Annotated in this window: 32 protein-coding genes; 24 read left to right on the top strand and 8 right to left on the bottom strand. The window is 56.1% G+C overall.

The features are described from left to right. Positions 1 to 380 (top strand): PIN domain-containing protein (locus LCF40_RS21710; RefSeq protein WP_224830224.1); only part of this gene is annotated, 380 nt, incomplete at its 5' end. A gap of 494 nt (positions 381 to 874) precedes the next feature. Here LCF40_RS21710 and LCF40_RS21705 read toward each other — a convergent pair. Further along, a complete protein-coding gene (locus LCF40_RS21705) occupies positions 875 to 1,495 on the bottom strand; it encodes a hypothetical protein (protein ID WP_224830223.1) in 621 nt (206 codons plus the stop codon). Between the two features lie 209 nt (positions 1,496 to 1,704). Here LCF40_RS21705 and LCF40_RS21700 point away from each other — a divergent pair, with 209 nt between their 5' ends. The 10 genes from LCF40_RS21700 (at position 1,705) to LCF40_RS21660 (ending at position 6,444) form a co-directional block, all read left to right on the top strand. After that, on the top strand, positions 1,705 to 2,010 hold the full coding sequence (locus LCF40_RS21700; protein WP_224830222.1) for a DUF5789 family protein: 306 nt from the start codon (positions 1,705 to 1,707) through the stop codon (positions 2,008 to 2,010). 151 nt (positions 2,011 to 2,161) lie between these two features. After that, positions 2,162 to 2,431: a MarR family transcriptional regulator gene (locus tag LCF40_RS21695; RefSeq protein ID WP_224830221.1), complete on the top strand. Its 270-nt coding sequence runs from the start codon at positions 2,162 to 2,164 to the stop codon at positions 2,429 to 2,431. Between the two features lie 380 nt (positions 2,432 to 2,811). Beyond that, positions 2,812 to 3,213, top strand: coding sequence for a hypothetical protein (locus LCF40_RS21690; protein WP_224830220.1), 402 nt, complete (start codon positions 2,812 to 2,814; stop codon positions 3,211 to 3,213). A 181-nt stretch (positions 3,214 to 3,394) separates the two neighbouring features. Then, positions 3,395 to 3,742, top strand: coding sequence for a hypothetical protein (locus LCF40_RS21685; protein WP_224830219.1), 348 nt, complete (start codon positions 3,395 to 3,397; stop codon positions 3,740 to 3,742). Positions 3,743 to 3,747: 5 nt separating this feature from the next. Next, entirely contained in the window at positions 3,748 to 4,158 is a 411-nt protein-coding gene (locus tag LCF40_RS21680; RefSeq protein WP_224830218.1) for a DUF7567 family protein, read from the top strand. 353 nt (positions 4,159 to 4,511) lie between these two features. Further along, positions 4,512 to 4,643 carry a hypothetical protein gene (locus LCF40_RS23385; protein WP_263623712.1) on the top strand — a complete coding sequence of 44 codons (132 nt, stop codon included), beginning with the start codon at positions 4,512 to 4,514 and terminating at the stop codon, positions 4,641 to 4,643. Between the two features lie 53 nt (positions 4,644 to 4,696). Next, entirely contained in the window at positions 4,697 to 5,005 is a 309-nt protein-coding gene (locus tag LCF40_RS21675; protein WP_224830217.1) for an AbrB/MazE/SpoVT family DNA-binding domain-containing protein, read from the top strand. Then, entirely contained in the window at positions 5,002 to 5,445 is a 444-nt protein-coding gene (locus tag LCF40_RS21670) for a PIN domain-containing protein (protein ID WP_224830216.1), read from the top strand. The genes LCF40_RS21675 and LCF40_RS21670 overlap by 4 nt, the downstream gene beginning before the upstream one ends. Positions 5,446 to 5,833: 388 nt before the next feature. Continuing rightward, positions 5,834 to 6,061, top strand: a complete 228-nt coding sequence (locus LCF40_RS21665) for a hypothetical protein (protein ID WP_224830215.1) — start codon at positions 5,834 to 5,836, stop codon at positions 6,059 to 6,061. Positions 6,062 to 6,126: 65 nt separating this feature from the next. Further along, positions 6,127 to 6,444 (top strand): SWIM zinc finger family protein, encoded by a 318-nt coding sequence (locus LCF40_RS21660; protein WP_224830214.1) that lies wholly within the window; start codon positions 6,127 to 6,129, stop codon positions 6,442 to 6,444. A gap of 487 nt (positions 6,445 to 6,931) precedes the next feature. Here the strand turns inward: LCF40_RS21660 and LCF40_RS21655 are convergent, their stop codons facing one another. After that, complete coding sequence (locus tag LCF40_RS21655) at positions 6,932 to 7,102, bottom strand: glycine zipper domain-containing protein (RefSeq protein WP_224830213.1); 171 nt, start codon at positions 7,100 to 7,102, stop codon at positions 6,932 to 6,934. A gap of 184 nt (positions 7,103 to 7,286) precedes the next feature. Between LCF40_RS21655 and LCF40_RS21650 the strand changes: the two genes are divergently transcribed. The 8 genes from LCF40_RS21650 to LCF40_RS21615 all read left to right on the top strand — a co-directional run bounded on the left by LCF40_RS21650 (position 7,287) and on the right by LCF40_RS21615 (position 9,878). Beyond that, positions 7,287 to 7,532 (top strand): hypothetical protein, encoded by a 246-nt coding sequence (locus LCF40_RS21650; protein ID WP_224830212.1) that lies wholly within the window; start codon positions 7,287 to 7,289, stop codon positions 7,530 to 7,532. Positions 7,533 to 7,788: 256 nt separating this feature from the next. After that, entirely contained in the window at positions 7,789 to 8,118 is a 330-nt protein-coding gene (locus tag LCF40_RS21645) for a DUF8118 domain-containing protein (protein ID WP_224830211.1), read from the top strand. Beyond that, on the top strand, positions 8,115 to 8,300 hold the full coding sequence (locus LCF40_RS21640) for a hypothetical protein (RefSeq protein WP_224830210.1): 186 nt from the start codon (positions 8,115 to 8,117) through the stop codon (positions 8,298 to 8,300). Before LCF40_RS21645 ends, LCF40_RS21640 begins: the two co-directional genes overlap by 4 nt. Then, positions 8,293 to 8,439 carry a DUF7563 family protein gene (locus LCF40_RS21635; protein WP_224830209.1) on the top strand — a complete coding sequence of 49 codons (147 nt, stop codon included), beginning with the start codon at positions 8,293 to 8,295 and terminating at the stop codon, positions 8,437 to 8,439. The genes LCF40_RS21640 and LCF40_RS21635 overlap by 8 nt, the downstream gene beginning before the upstream one ends. Before the next feature lie 36 nt (positions 8,440 to 8,475). Continuing rightward, complete coding sequence (locus LCF40_RS21630; RefSeq protein WP_224830208.1) at positions 8,476 to 8,742, top strand: hypothetical protein; 267 nt, start codon at positions 8,476 to 8,478, stop codon at positions 8,740 to 8,742. Positions 8,743 to 8,993: 251 nt separating this feature from the next. Continuing rightward, entirely contained in the window at positions 8,994 to 9,323 is a 330-nt protein-coding gene (locus LCF40_RS21625) for a hypothetical protein (protein ID WP_224830207.1), read from the top strand. Further along, the gene (locus LCF40_RS21620) at positions 9,316 to 9,708 is read left to right on the top strand and encodes a hypothetical protein (protein ID WP_224830206.1); all 393 of its coding nucleotides are present in this window, start codon (positions 9,316 to 9,318) and stop codon (positions 9,706 to 9,708) included. Before LCF40_RS21625 ends, LCF40_RS21620 begins: the two co-directional genes overlap by 8 nt. Then, a complete protein-coding gene (locus tag LCF40_RS21615) occupies positions 9,705 to 9,878 on the top strand; it encodes a hypothetical protein (RefSeq protein WP_224830205.1) in 174 nt (57 codons plus the stop codon). The genes LCF40_RS21620 and LCF40_RS21615 overlap by 4 nt, the downstream gene beginning before the upstream one ends. Positions 9,879 to 10,092: 214 nt before the next feature. On the opposite strand, the gene LCF40_RS21610 is transcribed toward LCF40_RS21615, so the two are convergent. Next, positions 10,093 to 10,398 carry a putative quinol monooxygenase gene (locus LCF40_RS21610; RefSeq protein WP_004054295.1) on the bottom strand — a complete coding sequence of 102 codons (306 nt, stop codon included), beginning with the start codon at positions 10,396 to 10,398 and terminating at the stop codon, positions 10,093 to 10,095. A 93-nt stretch (positions 10,399 to 10,491) separates the two neighbouring features. On the opposite strand from LCF40_RS21610, the gene LCF40_RS21605 reads away from it, so the two are divergent. Further along, the gene (locus tag LCF40_RS21605) at positions 10,492 to 11,469 is read left to right on the top strand and encodes an IS1595 family transposase (RefSeq protein WP_114579650.1); all 978 of its coding nucleotides are present in this window, start codon (positions 10,492 to 10,494) and stop codon (positions 11,467 to 11,469) included. 342 nt (positions 11,470 to 11,811) lie between these two features. Here the strand turns inward: LCF40_RS21605 and LCF40_RS21600 are convergent, their stop codons facing one another. The 3 genes from LCF40_RS21600 to LCF40_RS21590 all read right to left on the bottom strand — a co-directional run bounded on the left by LCF40_RS21600 (position 11,812) and on the right by LCF40_RS21590 (position 14,462). Further along, entirely contained in the window at positions 11,812 to 13,140 is a 1,329-nt protein-coding gene (locus tag LCF40_RS21600; protein ID WP_224830204.1) for a Cdc6/Cdc18 family protein, read from the bottom strand. A gap of 461 nt (positions 13,141 to 13,601) precedes the next feature. Beyond that, positions 13,602 to 13,925 carry a DUF6788 family protein gene (locus tag LCF40_RS21595; protein ID WP_224830225.1) on the bottom strand — a complete coding sequence of 108 codons (324 nt, stop codon included), beginning with the start codon at positions 13,923 to 13,925 and terminating at the stop codon, positions 13,602 to 13,604. Between the two features lie 123 nt (positions 13,926 to 14,048). Beyond that, positions 14,049 to 14,462, bottom strand: a complete 414-nt coding sequence (locus LCF40_RS21590; protein WP_224830203.1) for a transcriptional repressor — start codon at positions 14,460 to 14,462, stop codon at positions 14,049 to 14,051. Between the two features lie 215 nt (positions 14,463 to 14,677). On the opposite strand from LCF40_RS21590, the gene LCF40_RS21585 reads away from it, so the two are divergent. The 3 genes from LCF40_RS21585 to LCF40_RS21575 all read left to right on the top strand — a co-directional run bounded on the left by LCF40_RS21585 (position 14,678) and on the right by LCF40_RS21575 (position 17,270). After that, positions 14,678 to 15,601, top strand: a complete 924-nt coding sequence (locus tag LCF40_RS21585) for a MarR family transcriptional regulator (protein ID WP_224830202.1) — start codon at positions 14,678 to 14,680, stop codon at positions 15,599 to 15,601. Continuing rightward, a complete protein-coding gene (locus tag LCF40_RS21580) occupies positions 15,601 to 16,404 on the top strand; it encodes a DUF6036 family nucleotidyltransferase (RefSeq protein WP_224830201.1) in 804 nt (267 codons plus the stop codon). Before LCF40_RS21585 ends, LCF40_RS21580 begins: the two co-directional genes overlap by 1 nt. 581 nt (positions 16,405 to 16,985) lie before the next feature. After that, entirely contained in the window at positions 16,986 to 17,270 is a 285-nt protein-coding gene (locus LCF40_RS21575) for a PadR family transcriptional regulator (protein WP_224830200.1), read from the top strand. A 77-nt stretch (positions 17,271 to 17,347) separates the two neighbouring features. Here the strand turns inward: LCF40_RS21575 and LCF40_RS21570 are convergent, their stop codons facing one another. Continuing rightward, complete coding sequence (locus tag LCF40_RS21570) at positions 17,348 to 17,614, bottom strand: hypothetical protein (RefSeq protein WP_224830199.1); 267 nt, start codon at positions 17,612 to 17,614, stop codon at positions 17,348 to 17,350. A 203-nt stretch (positions 17,615 to 17,817) separates the two neighbouring features. On the opposite strand from LCF40_RS21570, the gene LCF40_RS21565 reads away from it, so the two are divergent. Continuing rightward, the gene (locus LCF40_RS21565; RefSeq protein WP_224830198.1) at positions 17,818 to 18,093 is read left to right on the top strand and encodes a helix-turn-helix transcriptional regulator; all 276 of its coding nucleotides are present in this window, start codon (positions 17,818 to 17,820) and stop codon (positions 18,091 to 18,093) included. Between the two features lie 177 nt (positions 18,094 to 18,270). Here LCF40_RS21565 and LCF40_RS21560 read toward each other — a convergent pair whose 3' ends face one another. Beyond that, a complete protein-coding gene (locus LCF40_RS21560; RefSeq protein ID WP_224830197.1) occupies positions 18,271 to 19,233 on the bottom strand; it encodes a transcription initiation factor IIB in 963 nt (320 codons plus the stop codon). Positions 19,234 to 19,968 lie beyond the last annotated feature (735 nt).

Here is a 19,968-nt window from a genome sequence, read left to right as displayed (position 1 = left end):
AAAGCGACCGCGAGTTACAGTATCCCGCACAATCGTTCGACGAAATTGAGCGAAACAAAGGCGTCATTCAAGAACGAGCCAACTTGTCTGCAACGACGATCGATACACTTCTTGAGACGATTTTCAAAAACATCTCGCTCGTTCCGAAGTCACAGGTCCTCCAGTATCGTGAGGAGGCGATGATGGTGAAATCACCACACCCCGACGCTAATCCTGATCGGCCGTTCCACGACCGTGACGAAAGCGATGTTGTATTTCTTGCTGCTGCAGCGGCTGCCAGCGGGGATATCTGGAGTGACGACGGCGTCTTCAAACATCAAGACCTCGTAACATGGTATCGAACCGAGGATGTGATCGACTACACTGACGTGAATCTGTGAGTTCGAGAGAGGATTGTTGAAACAGTGGCGCTCTGTGAAAACGTGGAAGGGTGAGTCCCTTGAACAGCTCGTCTGCCCACCGTTTGCTCGTGAGTGAGCTCCTGTCTTGATGAGTAGCGGACGACACAGAGAGGTGGCTGTCTATGGGATCGTACAGATGTTCGTGTAGGAGTAACGAGTGAGCGAACTGATGAGCGCTTTTTGATGCGTGATTTCCAGTCCGCTCCTCCAACCGCACTCAGGGTTTGGGGCATCACTGGTCCTACAGTGCTCGATCCAGACCGAACGTGTCTGTCGCGAGATCGCGGTCGAGAACCCCATCGAGACGCTCACAGAGTTACCGTGTTCTGAGGTGTCATAGAACAGTTGACATGGTTTTCGGCTACCGGTCGAGAGGTCTGCTACCACTGGTTCTGAATAGCGGCGATACTGGCCGCATATCAGACACTGTTTCTCGGGCTGCTACAAAGGTGTGGGAAGAGTTCTATGCCACCCTAGCGTTCTGGAATCTCCGGAACTGCATCACGTGGAAGGAGGTCAGTACCATCGTATTGAAGACGCCGACCAGCCACGATGGAACCACCTTCAGGTCGTATAGTTCTCGACGATATTGGTGAGCGGCTGGCGGACCTGTCCATCGCCGTCGACGTCTCCGGTGGGATGGATGTGGTACTGCTCGTCAAATTTTCGACGGTCAACAGGAGTCCCTCTCGTTCTGTCGTCCAGCCTGCATCCTCGAGATGGGTTTGGAGGGAGGCTATATCGACAGTAGTCTGTGCTTCACGGAGCGCGTCAGCGTCCTCAGCAGGGACTGGTGTGAGTCGTGTCTCGGGGAACGTGTATCGTTTCACGTCGTGGTCTCGTGTTCCATCTGCGAGTTCGACAGGAGCAGCGTCGGCCCAGTCAGGCCACCCTGTGTCGAGTCCTGTGACGAAGGCGACGACCACAGCTGGCATCTCAGGATCGTAGTCAGGGTTGTCGTCAGCAACCGTACGTGTGTCGCCATCCTCAGCAGTGACTGGTCGGTCTGTGATCGTCCCTTCAGGTCTCTCAACGACAACAGCGAGGTCCGGAGACTCATCATCGGTATCGATCACGTAGTCACCAGGATTCATAGCCGGCCGTACTGGTCCCGCTGCGTTAACTGTTTATCCTCAAGTGAATCTCACCAAGTGGCATATCGATGTCCGGTAGTGGCAACAGGCCCAGGCGACGATGGGGGAACGTATCGGTTCCACCCCTTCGGTCAATTTGCTCTTCTACGGGATCCATGGTCAAGAGAACATCACGAAGGATTATGCAGCTCGAACCACTGGAAATAATCATGCAGATGGAAGACCTTCCAGAGCATTTCGACGAGCAACTCACGTATCCGGCCGACAGAGCAACTGTTATTGAGCAACTCGGCGAGGTTGAAGTTGAAGCCCCAGACCAAGGCGATTCTGAAACGGTTTCCACTATTCTCCGTCCTCTTACTGACGAAACGTACGACTCGCCAGATGAGCTGTACACGACCATCATCGGCAATCTCAACGAAGAGTATATCGGACGGAAATTCTACGATGACCGGGGCCAGCAAACTATAGACACGTCTGAACGATCGGAAGACGAACGTGATATCTCGTTCTAGCACCAATCGGCAAGGGCCCCTCTCTCGCTCTCTCTTCGTTTAGCCGTCGTTCTCAGGACATTATCGACTTGATCCGCGAATAACGCTATTACTATACGTCATTTGCAAAAAGGGAAATATTATCATCCTGTATGTCAAAACCTATAGTGCGATGACTGATTCAGAGTCAGTACGCCAAGACACTCATCCTAGTGGGACGTGGGATGATATCAAAGAGTTACCACCGAGTGCGAAACTAGTCGCGAAAGTTCTCGAGCACAATGAGGCGATGACTCAACAAACGATTGCAGAAGAGACGCTCTTGCCCGATCGAACGGTCAGATATGCTCTGAATCGTCTCGATGAGAAGAATACCATCTCGTCCAGCTTTTCAGTTATGGATGCCCGCCGACAGCTGTACACACTCGACATCAATCCCTAAGTCGATCAAGTATGTCGGCAAGGGAGAAGCTCTTCCAACTCTTTCCCGATTCCAATTGACCTTTGGATCACATGAATGGCTCCGCCTTCTATGAAGGCGCCCCTCCCGGTTCACTGTCGCTCATTTACAGGGCCCGGGCTGCCCACATCATTCACAGCACTCCCTATCGGTCGCTGTGTTCGCTCGTTGTGGCTGCCAGGCTTTCCCCCTTCGATTTCTCTCCCTCAGACGCTACTAACGCGCCCCAGCGTGCGTCTCTGTTCGTGCGTTGCGTTCTCGCTCGATCCTGCCGCTCTTCTACAGCTCCAGCTGAACGGTGACCGCACCGGACATCTGGTGGCGTTGATCCCCTCCCTGCGAGGGAGTGGAGGCGAGCAAAGATGGCAACACTCCAAGCAGTGACCGCTTCAAGCGGCGCGACGGTCACTGACCCAGATGCAGTCGAACAGCTCTGTGAAGCATACTGTTTCGGCGGCCTCAAATGGCGGCTCACTGATGACGGCGAGTTCTCCGTGTGGGGCTACGAAGCGTTTCGAGTCTACGCCCAGGCAGACGACGGCACGATGGATCTCGACGCCAACGAGGTGACGCGAGAGTTCCTCTGGAAGCTCGCCGAATACATCGAAGAAGACGCCGAACTCGACATCCAGAGTGCCGGGTTCACGAAGTGTCGGTATCCAGTGCACGCCTGCCGATACGTCATCCGGAACGGCGCCGTCCTGCACGCAGATCTCGGCGGGCTCGAAGCACTCGAACGCGGGGCTGGCCCACAGTCGCCCTAGGCTATAGCGGGTCTTTCCCTACGAGACGCCTGACCGCACGCAGGTGGCGTTGGTCACCCCTCAGAGAGGGCTGGAGGGTTTCAGAGATGGTTCACACAGACGAACTGCCAGGAGCACAGCTACCGACCACTCGACTCGAGAACAGGTGGATTGCGACGACCACCGACATTGGGGGTGCGACATGATGGTCGCCGACCTATTGACCCACGTCGACAGTGCCGAGACTGCTTCGGGGACGCTGACCGAGTCACAAGCGTGGGAGCTTCGCAACGGTGTTCGGGCTGCCATCGAACACGGTGAGGAGAGCCTGTCGCTCCCTTCGAGAGCGCTCTCGGCCGACCGGTGGCATCACTGGGGCATCGGCGTCTCCGTCTGGCTCCACGACAGCGGCGTGGTCGTCCTCCAGAAAAACGGGAACACGATCGTCACTGACATCACGATGCTTGAGCACGTCTCACAGGTACTGGCCGGCGCTCACGCGAGAATTGGACCGATCACCCGCGTCGATCCCGACGGACGTGAGGGGTGATCAGCATGGGAATCGTCGAAACTGAAGACCGCCACAGTGGCGCGTTCGACGTCGTGACGTGTCCGGTCTGTGGCTCTGAGGAGTGGACCCACCTCCTGTACCAGGGCGTGTTCTGCAGGCACTGCAACACGAAATGCACGCTTCGGGAACCAGCGGGCGATCAGGGTTTCATCGCAGAGTTCGACGGCACGTACACGTGGTCGGTCGACGACGGCGAGAACATCCCTGAGACGGAGGAGTATGGCCCGGTCGCTTCGGGAAAGTGGCTTGGGACCGAGACCACTGGCTACCACCGGCACTGGTTTTCGGCGCGCGCAGACTACGTTCGCGACGACTGTGAGTGGGAACCAGCTTGGAATCGAGAGCCGAAGAACGAGAACGAGGATGAGCGTAGTTACCCCACGAACGGGAAGTAATCAGCATTCGTGGGGTAACTCACCCAGATCAAACCCCACCATCAGATCAGCGGCTGCACGGTCGGACGAATGGCCAGCCGGTGGTGGTGTTCGTCCCCTGGAGAGGGGCAGAGGGATGACGCGATCAACTCGTCCTGACGAGGACCCTCAGATGCAACACCAGTGTTCAACCCCTGACCACGAGCCGCCTCACCGCACGACGACGTCGGTCCCTCGAGTGCAGTGCTTGGGGACGGCGTGGTCGCACGAGCCGACGTTTCTCACGATTCGCACGGCCTCCCCACTCGTCCTCGAGTGTCCGATCTGCCAGCTCACCATCCGGGTCGAGCCCACTGAGGATGACGGTGATCACGATGAGTGAGCAGAAAACCGAAGCGGAGATCCTCGACGATCTTCGCGACCGAGGGATCGCCGAAAGTGCCAAGGAGATCCCCTTCGAGAAGTGCCAACTCTCACTTCTGCTCCCAAGAGACACTCCCGGTTGAGGAGGGACACTAGCGACACCGTTATCATTGTTCAGGACGTCCCAATCAATGATATGGCAGTCAACGATGAAACACGGAAATTCGTTCGCGTGACCCAGCGCGGTCAGGCAACACTGCCGAAAGAGTGGCGTGAGCAGCTCGGAATCGACGCTCCAGACGAGGTAGTGATGATCTCGGTCGATGACAGTATTATCGTGAAACCGTTACGCTCGCTCGAGGAACTGGCCGGCCGGCACGGTGATGCGCTCGAAGAAGGGGAGGCATTCGCGAAGCTCCGAGAGTGGAACACAGAGGAGGAAGAACGGGAACGAGCGGATGAACGAAATCACGGGTTGGATGCTGGAGACGGGTCCGATCCGTGAGGACCTACGTCTTCGACACAGAGCCGATCATCGCGTGGTTGCACGAAGAGCCTGGGCATGAACGGGTTGACGAGCTTCTCGAAGAGGCGACCACTGGAGAGAGTGAGGGGATCATCGCCGACGCGAACGCTGCAGAGATTGTCTACCTGAATGCACGACTCTTGGCGGCATCGAGGGGAGATACGAAACCGATCACGAGGGATATCGCTGAGGGGCTCTACGACATTACAATGCTCGAGCGTGCTGGGATCCGGATCGAAGACGCCAGTTGGGAGCAGGCTGGTCGGATTAAAGCGCCCGGTGGGCTCTCACTGGGTGATGCATTTGCTGTTACTCAAGCATGTGACGACGATGCGACGCTCGTCGTCGGGGCCGATGATGACTTCGAGAACCTTCCTGTGTCTGTCGAGATTCTCCAATTTCGTGACGAATCTGCATAGGACGACTCACGAGTCATCATACTGTGTCCTTTCTGTAATCACTCCATGGGCTAGAGGGGTCCCGGCAGCGTGAGGCAGCTCGGGAACCAGCTGATCCCGACCATCCTGCAGATTGGTGTTGTTCCACCCTCAGGAGAGGAGTGGAGGCGAACAGAGATGAATCAGAACACCCAATCCCAGAGCGGAACGTACCGCTGTCCCCACTGCCAATACCAGAACAAACTGGCCAGAGGGATGGACTTCACGCGTGCTCGCTGTCGCAACGAGAACTGTGAGGTCCGCAGCTTCCATACAGGGCTGTCGTATTAATCAGTGGGAGAAGACAGGACAGCTCACTGGGTTGCGCCCCAGGTTGTGTTGATCGCTCTCCTGAGCGCTGAGAGTCGAGATGATCACCGCCAGCGAAGCTTCAGATCCGATCGTCGCAGAGTTCACGCCCGAACCACCGCTGACCCTCGAGTCCAGGTCGGTCCATTTTCGCGTCGAAGTGTTAACCGATCCAGAGTGCACGAACACGAGTTGCGATTTCTGCGGGAGGTTTGGAGTAGTCGAGAGAGACCGCTGGGAAACCGCAGAGAATCTCGACCTGCCGCTGATTTGTCCCGACTGTGAGTAATATCCGTGTGTTCACTCTTCAGCCTACAGCGCCGCTCACGGACGCTGAGCGACAGTAATACAACCATGCCAGCACATTCACTTGATCGCCTCGACACGACCGAGCGGACGCTCCAACGGGCTCAGTACGAAGCCTTCGAGTTCGAACTCATCGAACAGGGAGTGCTCGTTCGAAACGCGAGCCACGAAGACCCGAGCGACCACGAGTATCTCGTGACGATCGACGACGGCTTGCCGGACAGTTGCACGTGTCCGGCAGACGAACACCACCAGGGGCCGTGCAAACATCGGGTCGCAGTCGCGATCCGAACACCTGTCCTCGACTCAGCGTGCAATCTCCAGCGTGTTCGAAACCTCTCCACTCGTCCAGTCGCTACTCTATAAGCAATACTTGCGGTCGTGTTACATCCAGGTGCGAACGTAACAAGCAGCAGAAGATTCTCTTACTCTCGAATTGAAAGCTGTAGTATGAAGCCGAAGACAAGGCGGAGACTGCTTTTTCTCGGGGTCTTTTTTGTCATCATCAGTCCACCGTTCTTTTGGACGACGTGTAGTGATGTAGGATACGGACCTGACGGACCACCGGGCGGCTACGAACTCGAAGGGTTTACTGGCGTTACAGTGTCCTATACACCTGATGGCGGGGTCAATTCATGTACCGCTGGGCTGGGGCCGGTGTATCTCCCGCTCGGAATTGCCCTGATACTAATTTCACTCGCTCGTTAGCTACTTGACCTGTATGTAACGCGAGGATCAGCCGACTCGGTCGTGAAAAATAGGTCCCGCGAGTTCGGCTTAGCGAGACTCATCCGATCGTTACATCCGAGTGCGAGTACAGCGTCAGCTGTTCAAATTCGCACGTGGCAGTTCACTACGTTAGGCCCCATACCACACCGAAAATAGTACCGAGGCCCATACCGATCGCAATCCCTATTCCGATATCATTCAGTACAAGCCCAAGAACAACTCCTATTAGAGGCCCGAACGCGATACCCAGAGCCATCTTATTCGAATCTATTTCGTCGTCCTCTTCGTCAGACATGTGCTGTCTTCGGACTTCCGGTGAGATAAACCCAGATATCTGATGGCCTGTGAACGCACTGTACATAACCATAGGGGTCCGATCGGCGTGAGCCAACCGACGCGTTACGCCAAGGTGCGAACGTGTCAGACGATCTTGTAGACTAACCCACAGATTTATGAAGCGGGAGATGTCACTGTGATATATGGTTCATAGCCAGCAGAGGAGATCTGGTGTCCCATCCACATGGGGCGAATTGAACAGTAGCGCAGTGGAGTTGCTCTTCGCTGTGACGCTGCTTCTCGGATCAGTGTCTGTCGCTGTGATGGCCAGTGGAGACCCTGAACTGATGGCAGTGGTCGCACTGAGCGGAGTTACGGTTGTACTCTTCGGGATGGCTCTGGTTCGACTGTCCGAGTACCTTCGGACAACTGAGCTGTCCCTCTTCTGAGACCGTACTGTCTCGAAATACCACTGCCACCCTGTGGTAAGTGCTCGTCCTGTACGTATCGCGAGAATCGGCAAGAGCAAACTGAAATTTTCATGCTCTGAATCGCTCGAGAACGCGACTCGCATGGGTGACGCTTTCGTTACCCCACAGCTCCGATTTGAAATCGGTCACGTGGGGTAACCACCCACTAGAACTCCTCCCAGTAGTCCGCTCGGTTGTGTTGGTCGTCCCCTGAGAGGGGTGGAGGCGAAGTTAGATGGCACAACACCGCCAGATCGATGCGGTCGCACAGCGAGCCGACCACTACGAAACCGCCGCAGGTCGCGAACTCCGCCAGCGGGCCGCAGCCCGAGTTCGCACGCTCCGAGATCGAGACGCCATCACGGACGGCGGAACGGTTGCCGACAGCGGTCGTGAGACGACGGTCGAATCGGTGTACACGTACCACACCGAGCCACCGGAACAGGGCGGGAAAGCCTACGTCCGGTGCCGAGACTGCCAGCGCGAGCTCCTCGTCGACCTCGGTGGCCGCGATCGTTTGCCCCATGCACCGGGGTGCCCCCAGCGCAGGGGTGAGAACCGATGAGCCCCCGCAATTCCTGGTCGAGCAACCGAGTCAAAATCGAACTCGAAGACGCGCTCGAAACCCTCGATCGTCTCGAAAACCACCTGCTCGAGCCGTTAACGCTCACCGAGTCGATCGGCGAACTCGAGACGACGCTCGCTCTCTACGACCAGCTCACAGAGACGGAGAGTACCGATGGCTAACTGCGAGAACTGCGGCGGCCACGTCACCGACCAGTACAAACGCGTGTTCGCGGACAACCAAGGCACGCTCCATGCCTGTCCTCACTGTCGAAGTCAGACAGACCGCTACGACGGTGCCGGTGCTGGCCTCAACAATTAACCCCCTCGCCAGCACACATCGAAAGTACGCACCGCGATGAGCTCTTCAGACAACCCCGAGAAAGCGCTCGAGCAGTTCCAGTCGCTCGCACTCGTCGAAGACGGCTGGATCCCGACTCGGGGGTACCTGATCCTCGTCGTAGATCGAGACGCTGACGCTGGCCTCTTCGATCTCCTCGACATTGCTAAGCGGTTCGACATGGATGGCGACATTCGTCTCATCACCGACGTTCGCCATGACGACGAGTTGCGCGACACCATCCATCTCGAGTCGATCGACCGCGTTGAACCCCCTCGCTCGTGAGTTACCTCACGCCCCGGATTGTCCTCAACTGCATAGGGTAACTCCGTAGACGACCGCCTGCGAGTCCGCACCGACGGTGGTGTCGGTTAGCCCCTGAGAGGGGTCGGGGGGCGAGGTGACGACATCACTCGTCCCCAGGAAGTGACTTCAATGCCACTCAGAGAAGTGTACGAACGCACGTTCGACGAAGACGTACCGCTCTCGGAAGGGGACACCACTCTTTCCAGTGAAATCGTGGAGGAAGAGCGCTAATGGACCGCAAACCCCGCGATCTCCATCGAGGCGCTCGCGACGAACGCAGGCGAACGCTCTCGGATCTTGACCCGGATCCTCATGACGTTCCCGGATACGATCGGGCGACTGGGATCGACGATCCAGTGCCCGACGCCGAGTACGGTGACGATCACCTGGAACCGACCGAGGGGTACCCCGAAGAGACCGGCGAAGAGCGCGTCACGTTGCCGATTCCAGACGGTGTTGAGTACGACGTCGACGACCTCGAGGACGGAACGATCGTCGTTCAGTGGTGGTGTCCGGCCGACGAGAGTTCTGATAATTTGGAGGTTGATCGCGATGACTGACGAGGAAACCGACGCTGAAGCACATGCGTCGATCATCTGTGACCACGCCGAGCAGTTTCACGACGAGGTTCACGAGTCGGACTGGTTCGACGACACCAAGTTCGACTGCTGGGGTGCGCGAGCGCTCCTGCGCCTGGCCGAACTCGAGGCTGACCGTCCTCGCGAGGACGCTCCCGACCACGAACACGAGGCCTACGCTCACAAGCGGGCGGCAACGATGGCTTCGGTCGCGAGCGAACTGCTCTCAGCAGTCGCTCGCTCGGACGTGGTGACCGATGTGGAGACGGGTCGGCTCCTCGCCGGGAAGACTACAACGCACGAACTGGTTGCTGACCACCAGCAAGCGGCCCACTGGGTTCGCGAGGAAGCACGTCGAGACCAATGAGTCGCTCTCACTGTGCGGAGTGTGGCTACGAGGGGCCGAAAGAGGGGCCGCTGCCCCAGCGGGGTTCGGACGTGATCCCGATCTACGAGTGTCCCGAGTGTGGCGACGTCGCCGCGATTGGCTGTTCGTGTGACGATCCAGACACCCACGAGCTGTCGGGTTCGGTGTGACCGTCTGAACCCCTGAATACGAACGCTAACGTGATTACAAATTAGAACAGCCAACAACCTCTTTCATCCTATAGTGGGGATTGACTCACCCTCTTCTTCGAGGAAGGTCGCCACTAACGGCGCGGTAGCGCGAAAGGGTCCATCGCCACGTCCGGCGTTCGTGAACGAGATGTGAGATTCGTCTTTGCTGCTTCTGTCTGTCCAATTTCAGATGTTAGGGGAGTTTGGCCTCCAGTACGTCGACTTCTTCTATCTCCGGCGGTTCTGCGAACAGCTCGTCCGCGTTTTCCTCCAAGGCAGCAGCGATTTCGCCCGAGAGATGCGCTTCCCGACCGGATTCATCCGGAAAGGTGTCGAAGATGCCGAACGTCGAATCGTCCATGCGGAGCGCGAACCACGTGGTGGTGTCCGGTTCTTCCTCGGCCATCGGCAGTGCCGAACGGAGGAATTCCTCGACATCGGATTCTTTGCCGGACTGTGCTTGGAGTCGAACGAGGAGGGCGACGTTTGCGTCGGTCATACCCAGTCCGTAGGTAGGTGCGCAACTCACATAACTATTCGCTCTTGCCGAGTCTGGTGAAACAGTCGCGGAGGAACTACAGCATCCCGCCGTATGCTAGTGGATGTGCACCAACAGACAGCTTTCGGCGGGATGCTCCAGGAAGTTGTTGAGCGCCAAGCAATAGTGTTCCGCCCCGATCCGCTCGACGCCATCGTCGAGCGGCGCTGCAAGCGTGCGTGGGAGCAGGCTCCCTGTCCCAAGTGTGGAGAAACAGCTCTCCAGACTCGGGACAGCAGTCCCCGAGTCTGGTGTCGTAACTGCCGCTATAGCTTCACATACACCCGAAACACGCCGTTCGCAAACACCGGTCTTACACCCGGTGAACTCCTTCTCATCTTCATTCTCTACGCTGATACCTTGCTCAGCATCAACCAGATCGCCCAGCTATTCGATTCCTGCTACGACACAATCCATGCGCAACTCCGTGATGGGGAAGCCGCGTTCGAACGCGGCTTTCCCCTCGTCTGGGAGCGCATCCAGCACACCGTTGAGGGACCAACACAGATCGATGAAACCGGCTCGAAGTGTTCGGGCTACAAAGGTCAATCGCCGCCGCGGGATGGTCTCTCCCGCGGCGGTTCTGGGGAACCGGGCCGATCACGCTGGGAGGGAGCACCGGGCGACAAACTCACGCTCGTCGCGGCGAGCCGCGACGTGCTTCGGGTGATCTCAGCCGAAGAAGGATCAAAATACGACGAGAATCTCGGGCCAGTGATCGAGGAAGCAGGCGATCTCTCCCAGCCGCTGGGAGAGATCTGGACCGACGAACTTCCCGCGTATCAGCAGATGAACCACGAGCATCGAACCGTTGTTCACGACGATAAGTACGTCTCAGACGAAGGCGTCCACACAAATCAAGTCGAATGCCTCTGGTCGTTGATCCAGCCGTGGCTGGAGAAGTTCCGTGGTCTCTCCAAACCAGGATTGGAACAGTCCGTCCGAACCTACGGGTTCGTACGGACGTTGAACCTCGTCGGAGCACCGCTACACGGCCTCGTTGACTGCTTCGCCCTCAACGTGTTTCACTAGATTCGGCAAGAGCGTCCGACGGTGTACACAATAGAATCGGACCCCGGTCTGAGTTATCCCACGGTGGAGGTCAATCTTGACGAATGGGGAAAACTGAAGCGCGTCTCACACCACCCTGCAAGTGTTTCTGGAACGGCTGATACATCGTTTCGGCGGTGATATCGCCGCGATACGCCGAAGCACACACCATCCTGCAAGTGTTCATGCGGAATGGGATCCGTCCACAGGGACACCACCCTGCAAGTGTTCTATGACACACCACCCTGCAAGTGTTAAGCGGAGAGGAAACCGTTTTAGAACTCGAAGGTACACCACTGTTCAAGTGTATTCGACCGTTTCATCCTATGTAAACTGCCAAATCTGGCGTTGGGAATCGTTATCGGGATCAGGTGCCTCGAACTCGGTGGCCTCATCCTCTTTATACAGCTTGAGGATATCCCACACATTGTTCGGGAGTGCTTCGCTATAGTCGGACTTGACGACGGCATTGATGATGTCAACCGGATCGTCAGTCACCTCGTAGATGAACCGACGGCCGCCTCGGCGACCCTGGTTGTGGTCCTCCGATCGGACGAACCCCTGCATCGAGAGTTGGTCGAGGAACTCGTAGAGTTTCCGCTCGGATCGACTCTCGGAGCCGACCGAATCAGCGAGTGACGTATACAGGCTGTAGATCCGCTTCGTCCGGGCATCGTGATCGGGTTCGATGATCGCGAGTGTAGTCGCGACGTAGGTGAGCGCTTGCTGCCGAGTCAAGTCGTTTTCGAACGACTCAAGGATCTCGTCCGTCTCGATCGTTTCCGTCGCCCGACGCGTGTGCTCCTCAGTAACCATGTCGGAGTCACCCATCCGAGCGTACTCGCCCGCTTTCTCGAGAATCTTGAGGCCCTGTCGAACGTCGCCCCGTTCCTGTGCAGTGAACGCTGCAGCGAGCGGGATCACGTCACCAGTAAGGACGCCGTCGTGGAACGCGATGTCCGCGTAGTACCCGAGGATATCGCGGAGCTCGTTTGCGTCGTACGGTCCGAACTTGATCTCGCGCTCGCCGAGCGTACTCTTGACTTTCGGTTCTAGTGAATCGACGAACTTCAGATCGTTCGAAATACCGATCAGCCCGATACACGCCTGATCTATCGCCGCATTCTCGCTCGCCTCGGCTCGTGGGAGGTCGTAGAGAAAGTCATTGCGGGCGTCAGGTGGGATATTGTCAATCTCGTCAAGGATGATCAGAACGTTGCCCCCGACCTGTTCGATCTCCTCGTACAGAAAGTCGAACACGGTGTCGGTACTGTATCCGCTGTTCGGGAGCTCGTCTTTCGACTCTCGAAATTCATTAACGAGCCGGCTCACGAGTCTGTAGGATGACTTGTAGTTCCGGCAGTTTACGGGACCAAGGATCTCCAGTGGGACATCCTGATCGTCCGCCTTCTCAAGGAGCTTGTCGCGAACCCACCGTGTCACCTCCGTCTTCCCGACGCCCGTCGGGCCATAGACGAACACGTTGTTCGGCTCGTGGCCGACAGCGACGTCCTGGAGAGCATTAACGTAGAAGTTGATCTCCTCATCGCGATGGAAAATCGTCTCGGGGTTGAAGCTGTCTTTCTTCAAAGGACGTTTAGTCTCGAAAATCTCGTCCGTGTCATCGAACGGATTCTCGTCTATTTGGGCCATCTTGGGGGATCGTTTTGTGCCATCCCTGATAAAACTATCCACCACCCTGCAAGTGTTTCAAGTGTTCGTTCCCTCTTACACACACACACCACCCTGCAAGTGTTCTTGGCCTCCAAAGGAAGGAGTTGTTCTTAGCTTCTGTGCTTGACAATATCTGAAGGAGAACCACAAAAAAGGAACGTTGACTATAGAGAATTTCTCTTGGAACCTGTTACTACTATACTAGTGAATAAGTGTTGTTGTTGTTGTTGTTATTGCCGAGACATCGAACGTTGAAGCGTGTTACGTATAGCGGTTTCAGAAAATCACACTCCAAAACCGTCAATAACTTTGGGCCGCTTAAGTAGGTTACATTCAATCTCTATTAGTTCACAGATAGATCGCTTCTCTCGACAAGAGGAACACTTGCAGGGTGGTGTGTGGGTGTTCCCAGTCGAACTCGCAAGGTTCCGGCTACAAGTTCACTTATCGTGATTCACGGGCCCCTTATACTTCGACGTCACCTTGTCTCCTTCTCTCCACTGCCAGTAGTAGTAGCGGTTGTCGTTGATCTCCTTGATCGTGATCGTGGCCTTCGACGGAACACCATCCGGAAGATCGTCGGGTCGCTCGTTCATCTCGTTCTCATCCGACTCCTCCTCGAGACGGGCCTCACGTGCTTTGTGTTCGGCTAAGGCCTCGGCGTAGCGGGTAACATGCTGGAGCTGTTCCGGGGAGCACTCGTTCAGTGTATCCACGATGTCTGTCGGGAGGTCCGCTGGTGGTGTCGGTGGCTCGTAGGACATCGAGTAGCACCTCTTGTTAACCAACATTGGAGTCAGGAGTATAGTTTTGTTGGTTAACTCTCAACACCATCGCTGGTCGCTGAATCGTACGAATAGCAAACTATTCTGCAATAGCGCGACTGGTCACGCGTCGTCTGGACGGGGGGCGTTCTCGTACTTGACCATCTTCTCGGGCTTGTCGGAGATGGTCTCGTAGATCTGTTGGAGGGTTTCCTCCGCAGCGAGGAGGTTGTGTTCGTCGAGAAACTCGCGGCCCTCCTCTGTGAGGCTATAGAACTTCCAGGGATACCCCTGCCGGCGCTGATCGTCGTCCAGGGCGACTTCCTTGACGATACCGGCGTCGATCAATTTCTGGATGTGTTTGTAGACGGTGGCGTCACTCACACTAGGGTTGAGTTCCTCAAGTTCGTACATCGAGGACAGCTGCTCAGGGTGTTGGAGGATATTATTGAGAAGGGCGAACCGCGTTTGTTGAGTGACGAAGTGGACGAGTTCCCGTGTAGAGAAGCCGTTCTCCCCGTCCAATCCACCATCCATGTTTATGATTTCTATAGAGGGCAACAAAGTAGTTTACTTTGGGGTAAACTACTCAAGACGGGTTGAGCCGAAGACCGTATTAACTAACTGTATCCTGGCGATATAGTGCGCGTTGGTTAAGAATCTCCTCTGCCGGAATGTTGTTCTGATACAGCCACAGATTCGTAACATTATCCGAAGCTTCTTTATAAATAGGTTTCTTACTATGTTACACCGTGCTCCGGCGTATCGAACTCGAGGTCCTGACTACTGTCGAACGTGGTGACACAATTGCCGACCTCGCGACGAAGCTTGACCATAGCGAGAGCTATCTCTCTCGTGCTGTTACGGGCCTCGTCGAGAAAGGCCTGCTCTACACGGAACGAGACGGACGTCGGAAACGAGTCGTTCCCTCGGACGCCCGGGCTGTTGAGATCTATCAGGACCTCATCCGGCAGCACTCTCATATTGACTTTCCGGAGCTGTTGACGGGGAAGACCCTTGAGGTCCTCTATTACCTCGATCAGCCACGGACCGTCACGGATCTCGCTACTCGATCGGATAACTATCGCAATACCGTCAACCGGGTGCTCAGACGGCTTCGGGACCGTGGCCTTGTCGGCACGAATGACAGTCACTATCAGTTCAACGGTGACTTTGACCGACTCCACGAGTTCGCCCGCGAACTTGTACACCATCTCCATCGGCAGCGACTCAAATCTGCCGCCCCGAACGGCACGATTCTCTGGGAAGATTACGACGAATTTCTCGCCCAGACGAAGACAGACGTCGATGCGGACGAGTTCCACGAAACGGGGCTGGCCCGGTTCACGGCTTTCGACCTCCAGTTCCTGGTGACAAGCCACCGTTACTATTTCTACTCCGAGGACCTCGACTCAGTCTCGCCGGCGGAGCTGTGCTGTCATACGTTGCTGATCGACGACGATACACGCCACCGCTCGTACTGCCTGCTGTTGCTCAGTCACGCCGACGTCGACGAAGACGACCTCCGAGGGCAAGCGGCGAAGTACGAACTCGAAGACGAAATCGGCGCTCTGCTCCGGTACATCGAGACATATGGCGAAGTCGAGGATGACCGCCTTCCCGCATGGTCTGAGTTCCAGGAGCTGGCGGCTGACTACGAGGTGACACTCCCGTAATGAGACCAACATTCGGACGCGAGTACATCGAGAACGAGTTTCAGCGAATCGCGGATGGACTGTCTGACCCGCTCATGGTTTACCTGATCGGTGGCGGCGCGATGTCGCTGCGCGACCTCAAGGGCGCGACGAAAGATATCGACCTGATCGCCCCAGATGGAGATGCGTACGGCCAGCTGTGGGCTGTCCTGATGGACCTCGGGTATACGGAGGTACAATCGTTGGACGACGACTATCAGGCGCTGGGCGCGACCAGCTGCGTCGAGAACGACGATGGGTGTCGCCTCGACATCTTTAATCAGCAGGTGGCGAACAAGCTCGTCCTGACCGACGGGATGCGTGAGCGCAGCGACCCGTTCCTCGATCCGGACCAGCTGACGGTTCGACTGGTCAGCAACGAGGATATCTTCCTGTTCAAATTGATCGCGGGCCGTGACGACGATATCGAGGACATGAACATGCTGGTGCAGGCCGGGTTCAACTACGACGTCGTCGAGGAGGAACTTGAGGCTCAGATCGATCGACTCGGTGACGATCAGTTCGCGACCTTTGCGAACGAGGCACTGGTCGACCTCGAGGAGCGGTACGGCGTGACCACGCCGATCGAGGACCAAATTCAAGATCTGACGAATCGATACTACCATGGGCTCGAAGTTCTCCAAGCACTCGACGAACCGATGACCGTCGACGAACTGGCCACCGAATTGGAACTGGACACTGACGAGGTTCGCGACCGGGTCACGTATCTCGCGACGTTCGATCGGGTACGTCGAGATGACGAGACCGTTAGTCCGGTGGAGTAGACTGCTCCGTTGAATAGCAGCGGCCTTGTTCGACCACCATTTCAGGCTGGCTGATGTATAGCCTCTCGTTACTGAACCTCACCTCGGTTTCGCAGAGTTCGGTTTCAGAGGATGCTATTCAACAAAGCAGAATTCGTTGTTCTACTCGCCAACAAGCCGTTTGGGGTGGAGGATCGTCCCATTCGGATAGCTGGGCGGGGCTCGAAAGGATGTCTCGCGCCTCCTAACCTTGTGCAACGATGGCTTTCTGAGAAAGGCCAAATGTTGCACAAGGCCTGCCATCGGAACGCCTATATTTGTAGATGCAAGACACTCACGCGCATAGCCCATGCAGCGAGCCAGACATGGATGAGTGGGCTGTGTCCTGTACGTACTCGGGGCGGGACTCCCCTCCCCGCCCTTCCTCAAGTTCTCCGTGAGCAGCGGCGACGCCGGGCCACTCAGGTGGGTTTACTCTCATAATTTATAGACTCTCTAAAATTCATGCATCCTAATGGGGGTAAGCCGTTCACTCAGACGTATTTCAGAGGAAATAGATATATTTCCAAACAGTTAAACCAATCTAGTTAGTAGGGATTTATATGTACGATTTGACCGGGTTCCAGCGTGACCTTTTGTACGTGGCTGCAGGATTAGATGAGCCCCACGGCCTCGCAATCAAAGACGAACTCGAAAATTACTATGAAACGGAAATCCATCACGGCCGTCTGTATCCGAATTTGGATACGGTCGTCGACAAGGGGCTTCTTGAGAAAGGCCAGAAAGATCGCCGAACGAACGTCTACTCGGTGACGCGTCGGGGTCGACGCGAGATCGAAGATCGTCGGAAGTGGGAGTCGCAATACGTCGAAGACATTTTCGGCTAACCGATTCTGGCCGGCTCTCTCTCAGTGATCTGATCTGATCGGCATACTTCATCGCGACCCTCAGAGGGCTCGTCACTCTAGGAAACGTCTGTGACACGCAGTCCATCGTCCACTTCGTAGAGATAGCCACGATTCAGAAGGCGGTCAACGGCGTAATCAACATCTTGTGGTTCGATCTCGGGCTCACTCGCGAGTACTATTCTCGTGAGTTGGTCACGCGGCAGTGTCGGGATGGATGGCTCTCCGCTCGGTTCGGAGTCGTGTTGGTCTGTCACGTACTCGAGAACCGTCTCGTAGACGTCAAGAATCCAGTCAGGCAGTGGAGGACGGTTATCCTCATACATAGTCTGCACTCCGTGTATAGCACGCTTGCTGTCTTAGTGGTGATGACTCAGTCCGAAGGGCTGTTTCCTCTGTTAGGCCGATCTATACTATCGGGAATTTCATGCTACTCTCCCCTGTTTCGACTCACAATCTCACCGTCAGACCGCCACAGAATGTATGATTTCAATAACAAAGGGCGGTGTCGTAGTCCGTTTCCCTATCCATGGACGACCTCACTGGATTTCAGCGTGACCTCCTGTACGTTATTGCCGATATCGATCGCCCTTCCGGGCAGACCATTAGAGATGAGCTTGACGACTACTACACCGACGACATCACTCACGGACGGTTGTATCCGAACTTGGATACGCTCGTCACCAAAGGCCTTGTCGAGAAGGGTGAACTCGACCGACGGACGAATTACTATGAACTCACCGACATTGGTGACGATCAACTTCGAACCCACCATACGTGGACGTCACAGTATATCGAGAGCTGACCCTCAGTTCAGTACTCTCTGATTCGATCTACGGGTTCATCCACCGCTTCTGATTGCGTACACCCTGTACATTGCCGCAGACAAGATACGCGAGCTACCGTTCTTGTGACTCCCCAGAAAGCATCGGAAGCGGTGGGGTGTTGTCTCGGTAGTTCAGTCATCGCCGTTCTGGTCTCCTTAGGGAGACGTCAGTCCGATCGCTTCGATCTGTTCTTGGTAGCGATTTCGGATCGTGACTTCAGTAACGTTGGCGACCTCACCGACTTCTCGCTGGGTCTTCTTCTCGTTACAGAGCAGTGAGGCAGCGTAGATCGCTGCCGCTGCATAGCCTGTCGGTGACTTCCCGGACAGCAGCCCCTTCTCGGTCGTAGTTTCGATGATCTGATTCGCTTTCGCTTCGACTTCTTCACTGACCGCTAACTCCGAGCAGAATCGCGGAACGTATTCTACTGGATCGACAGGCTTCATCTCAAGAGCAAGTTCCTGAGCGACGTACCGATACGTTCGCGCGATTTCTTTCTTTTCCACCCGTGAGACATCGGCGACTTCGTCGAGACTCCGCGGGATCCCTTCCTGGCGACAGGCCGCGTACAGACAGCTCGTTGCGACGCCTTCGATCGAGCGGCCCCGAATCAAATCCTCCGACAGCGCCCGGCGATAGATGACGCTCGCGACTTCGCGCACGGATTTGGGGACGCCGAGCGCGCTCGCCATGCGGTCGATCTCGCTCAGGGCGAACTGGAGATTCCGTTCACCAGCGTCTTTGGTCCGAATGCGCTCTTGCCACTTACGAAGCCGACGCATCTGCTGGCGTTTATCCGACGAGAGCGATCGTCCGTAGGCGTCCTTGTTTTTCCAGTCGATCGACGTCGTGAGGCCCTTATCGTGCATCGTTTGGGTTGTCGGAGCACCGACCCGTGACTTGTCGTTGCGTTCGGTTGCGTTGAACGCCCGCCACTCGGGCCCATGATCGATATTCGTCTCGTCGACAACGAGTCCGCAGCCCTCACAGACGACCTCACCCTGGTCTCCGCTCGTGATGAGGGCAGTCGATCCACACTCCTCGCATGTTCGTTCGTCCGTCTCCTCTGGTTGTTTGGTGTCCTCCGTGGACTCTCGTTGGCGAGTGGATCGCCCCATGTTACCGTTAGTGACTCTCTCGAGTGGCTTAAGGCCTCGTTCTGAATCGGGACGATCATTGTGTAGTAGGTGACTTTAGAACCACAATAGGCAGCGAAGACATAAGGAGTGACGAACTAGTCGGCACACTTGGCGTTTAACCAACACGGTATGTAGTTGTCCCCAGTCTGTTGGTTAAACCGAAGGAGTCTGGTGAACCGGATTCGTCTTGAGTTCAGGAGCAACCAGGGTCCGATTCGGGTCTTACACACCTATATTCTGTCAAATATAGTGACACCCGTACGGTCGTTCCGTCGTGTTGCATGATCCAAACCCGTAGAGGTGGGTGCTCGGGATCGGGAAACGGTCTCACCACCTAGTCCATTCCGACCTCTCAGGAAATAGGAAAAAATGCCCACCCAGAGTTTGAGTCATAGAACCGGACCGAACTTCTCTCGTATCTCTACCTTATCACTAGAGGTACTTAAAGCGAGAACGACCGAGACCATCATACCTATGATCGTCCGTATCGTGTGACCTAATCGCACGGCTACGGCGCTTATCGGCCATACACCCCGTGGCCGTGTCCTGTATGTACTGGGTGTAAGTACTCCTCATCCCCCACCCATTCATAGGGTCGGCTAAAGATACTTACCGACCAAGATAGAAGTCCGATGAAATGGGTCGGTTCGACGATATTACTCTAGAAGAACTCCACGAAGTGCGTGAGCAAACGGAAGGGGAGAAGCCGCGAGA

The organism is Saliphagus infecundisoli (assembly GCF_020177375.1).
In the GTDB taxonomy this organism is placed as follows: domain Archaea; phylum Halobacteriota; class Halobacteria; order Halobacteriales; family Natrialbaceae; genus Saliphagus; species Saliphagus infecundisoli.
The sequence above is the reverse complement of the archived record's forward strand: the minus strand, read 5'-3'. Positions and strand labels throughout refer to the sequence as shown.

Bases quoted from the DNA above. Each gene is read 5' to 3' on its own strand.
- LCF40_RS21635 (WP_224830209.1), top strand. From the start codon at position 8,293: ATGGCTAACTGCGAGAACTGCGGCGGCCACGTCACCGACCAGTACAAA.
- LCF40_RS21570 (WP_224830199.1), bottom strand. From the start codon at position 17,614: ATGTATGAGGATAACCGTCCTCCACTGCCTGACTGGATTCTTGACGTC.
- LCF40_RS21630 (WP_224830208.1), top strand. From the start codon at position 8,476: ATGAGCTCTTCAGACAACCCCGAGAAAGCGCTCGAGCAGTTCCAGTCG.
- LCF40_RS21695 (WP_224830221.1), top strand. From the start codon at position 2,162: ATGACTGATTCAGAGTCAGTACGCCAAGACACTCATCCTAGTGGGACG.
- LCF40_RS21600 (WP_224830204.1), bottom strand. From the start codon at position 13,140: ATGGCCCAAATAGACGAGAATCCGTTCGATGACACGGACGAGATTTTC.
- LCF40_RS21610 (WP_004054295.1), bottom strand. From the start codon at position 10,398: ATGACCGACGCAAACGTCGCCCTCCTCGTTCGACTCCAAGCACAGTCC.
- LCF40_RS21565 (WP_224830198.1), top strand. From the start codon at position 17,818: ATGGACGACCTCACTGGATTTCAGCGTGACCTCCTGTACGTTATTGCC.
- LCF40_RS21650 (WP_224830212.1), top strand. From the start codon at position 7,287: ATGGTTCATAGCCAGCAGAGGAGATCTGGTGTCCCATCCACATGGGGC.
- LCF40_RS21700 (WP_224830222.1), top strand. From the start codon at position 1,705: ATGCAGATGGAAGACCTTCCAGAGCATTTCGACGAGCAACTCACGTAT.
- LCF40_RS21615 (WP_224830205.1), top strand. From the start codon at position 9,705: ATGAGTCGCTCTCACTGTGCGGAGTGTGGCTACGAGGGGCCGAAAGAG.
- LCF40_RS21580 (WP_224830201.1), top strand. From the start codon at position 15,601: ATGAGACCAACATTCGGACGCGAGTACATCGAGAACGAGTTTCAGCGA.
- LCF40_RS21645 (WP_224830211.1), top strand. From the start codon at position 7,789: ATGGCACAACACCGCCAGATCGATGCGGTCGCACAGCGAGCCGACCAC.
- LCF40_RS21595 (WP_224830225.1), bottom strand. From the start codon at position 13,925: ATGTCCTACGAGCCACCGACACCACCAGCGGACCTCCCGACAGACATC.
- LCF40_RS21690 (WP_224830220.1), top strand. From the start codon at position 2,812: ATGGCAACACTCCAAGCAGTGACCGCTTCAAGCGGCGCGACGGTCACT.
- LCF40_RS21680 (WP_224830218.1), top strand. From the start codon at position 3,748: ATGGGAATCGTCGAAACTGAAGACCGCCACAGTGGCGCGTTCGACGTC.
- LCF40_RS21685 (WP_224830219.1), top strand. From the start codon at position 3,395: ATGATGGTCGCCGACCTATTGACCCACGTCGACAGTGCCGAGACTGCT.
- LCF40_RS21625 (WP_224830207.1), top strand. From the start codon at position 8,994: ATGGACCGCAAACCCCGCGATCTCCATCGAGGCGCTCGCGACGAACGC.
- LCF40_RS23385 (WP_263623712.1), top strand. From the start codon at position 4,512: ATGAGTGAGCAGAAAACCGAAGCGGAGATCCTCGACGATCTTCGCGAC.
- LCF40_RS21675 (WP_224830217.1), top strand. From the start codon at position 4,697: ATGGCAGTCAACGATGAAACACGGAAATTCGTTCGCGTGACCCAGCGC.
- LCF40_RS21660 (WP_224830214.1), top strand. From the start codon at position 6,127: ATGCCAGCACATTCACTTGATCGCCTCGACACGACCGAGCGGACGCTC.
- LCF40_RS21640 (WP_224830210.1), top strand. From the start codon at position 8,115: ATGAGCCCCCGCAATTCCTGGTCGAGCAACCGAGTCAAAATCGAACTC.
- LCF40_RS21665 (WP_224830215.1), top strand. From the start codon at position 5,834: ATGATCACCGCCAGCGAAGCTTCAGATCCGATCGTCGCAGAGTTCACG.
- LCF40_RS21620 (WP_224830206.1), top strand. From the start codon at position 9,316: ATGACTGACGAGGAAACCGACGCTGAAGCACATGCGTCGATCATCTGT.
- LCF40_RS21705 (WP_224830223.1), bottom strand. From the start codon at position 1,495: ATGAATCCTGGTGACTACGTGATCGATACCGATGATGAGTCTCCGGAC.
- LCF40_RS21605 (WP_114579650.1), top strand. From the start codon at position 10,492: ATGCTAGTGGATGTGCACCAACAGACAGCTTTCGGCGGGATGCTCCAG.
- LCF40_RS21560 (WP_224830197.1), bottom strand. From the start codon at position 19,233: ATGGGGCGATCCACTCGCCAACGAGAGTCCACGGAGGACACCAAACAA.
- LCF40_RS21590 (WP_224830203.1), bottom strand. From the start codon at position 14,462: ATGGATGGTGGATTGGACGGGGAGAACGGCTTCTCTACACGGGAACTC.
- LCF40_RS21655 (WP_224830213.1), bottom strand. From the start codon at position 7,102: ATGTCTGACGAAGAGGACGACGAAATAGATTCGAATAAGATGGCTCTG.
- LCF40_RS21575 (WP_224830200.1), top strand. From the start codon at position 16,986: ATGTACGATTTGACCGGGTTCCAGCGTGACCTTTTGTACGTGGCTGCA.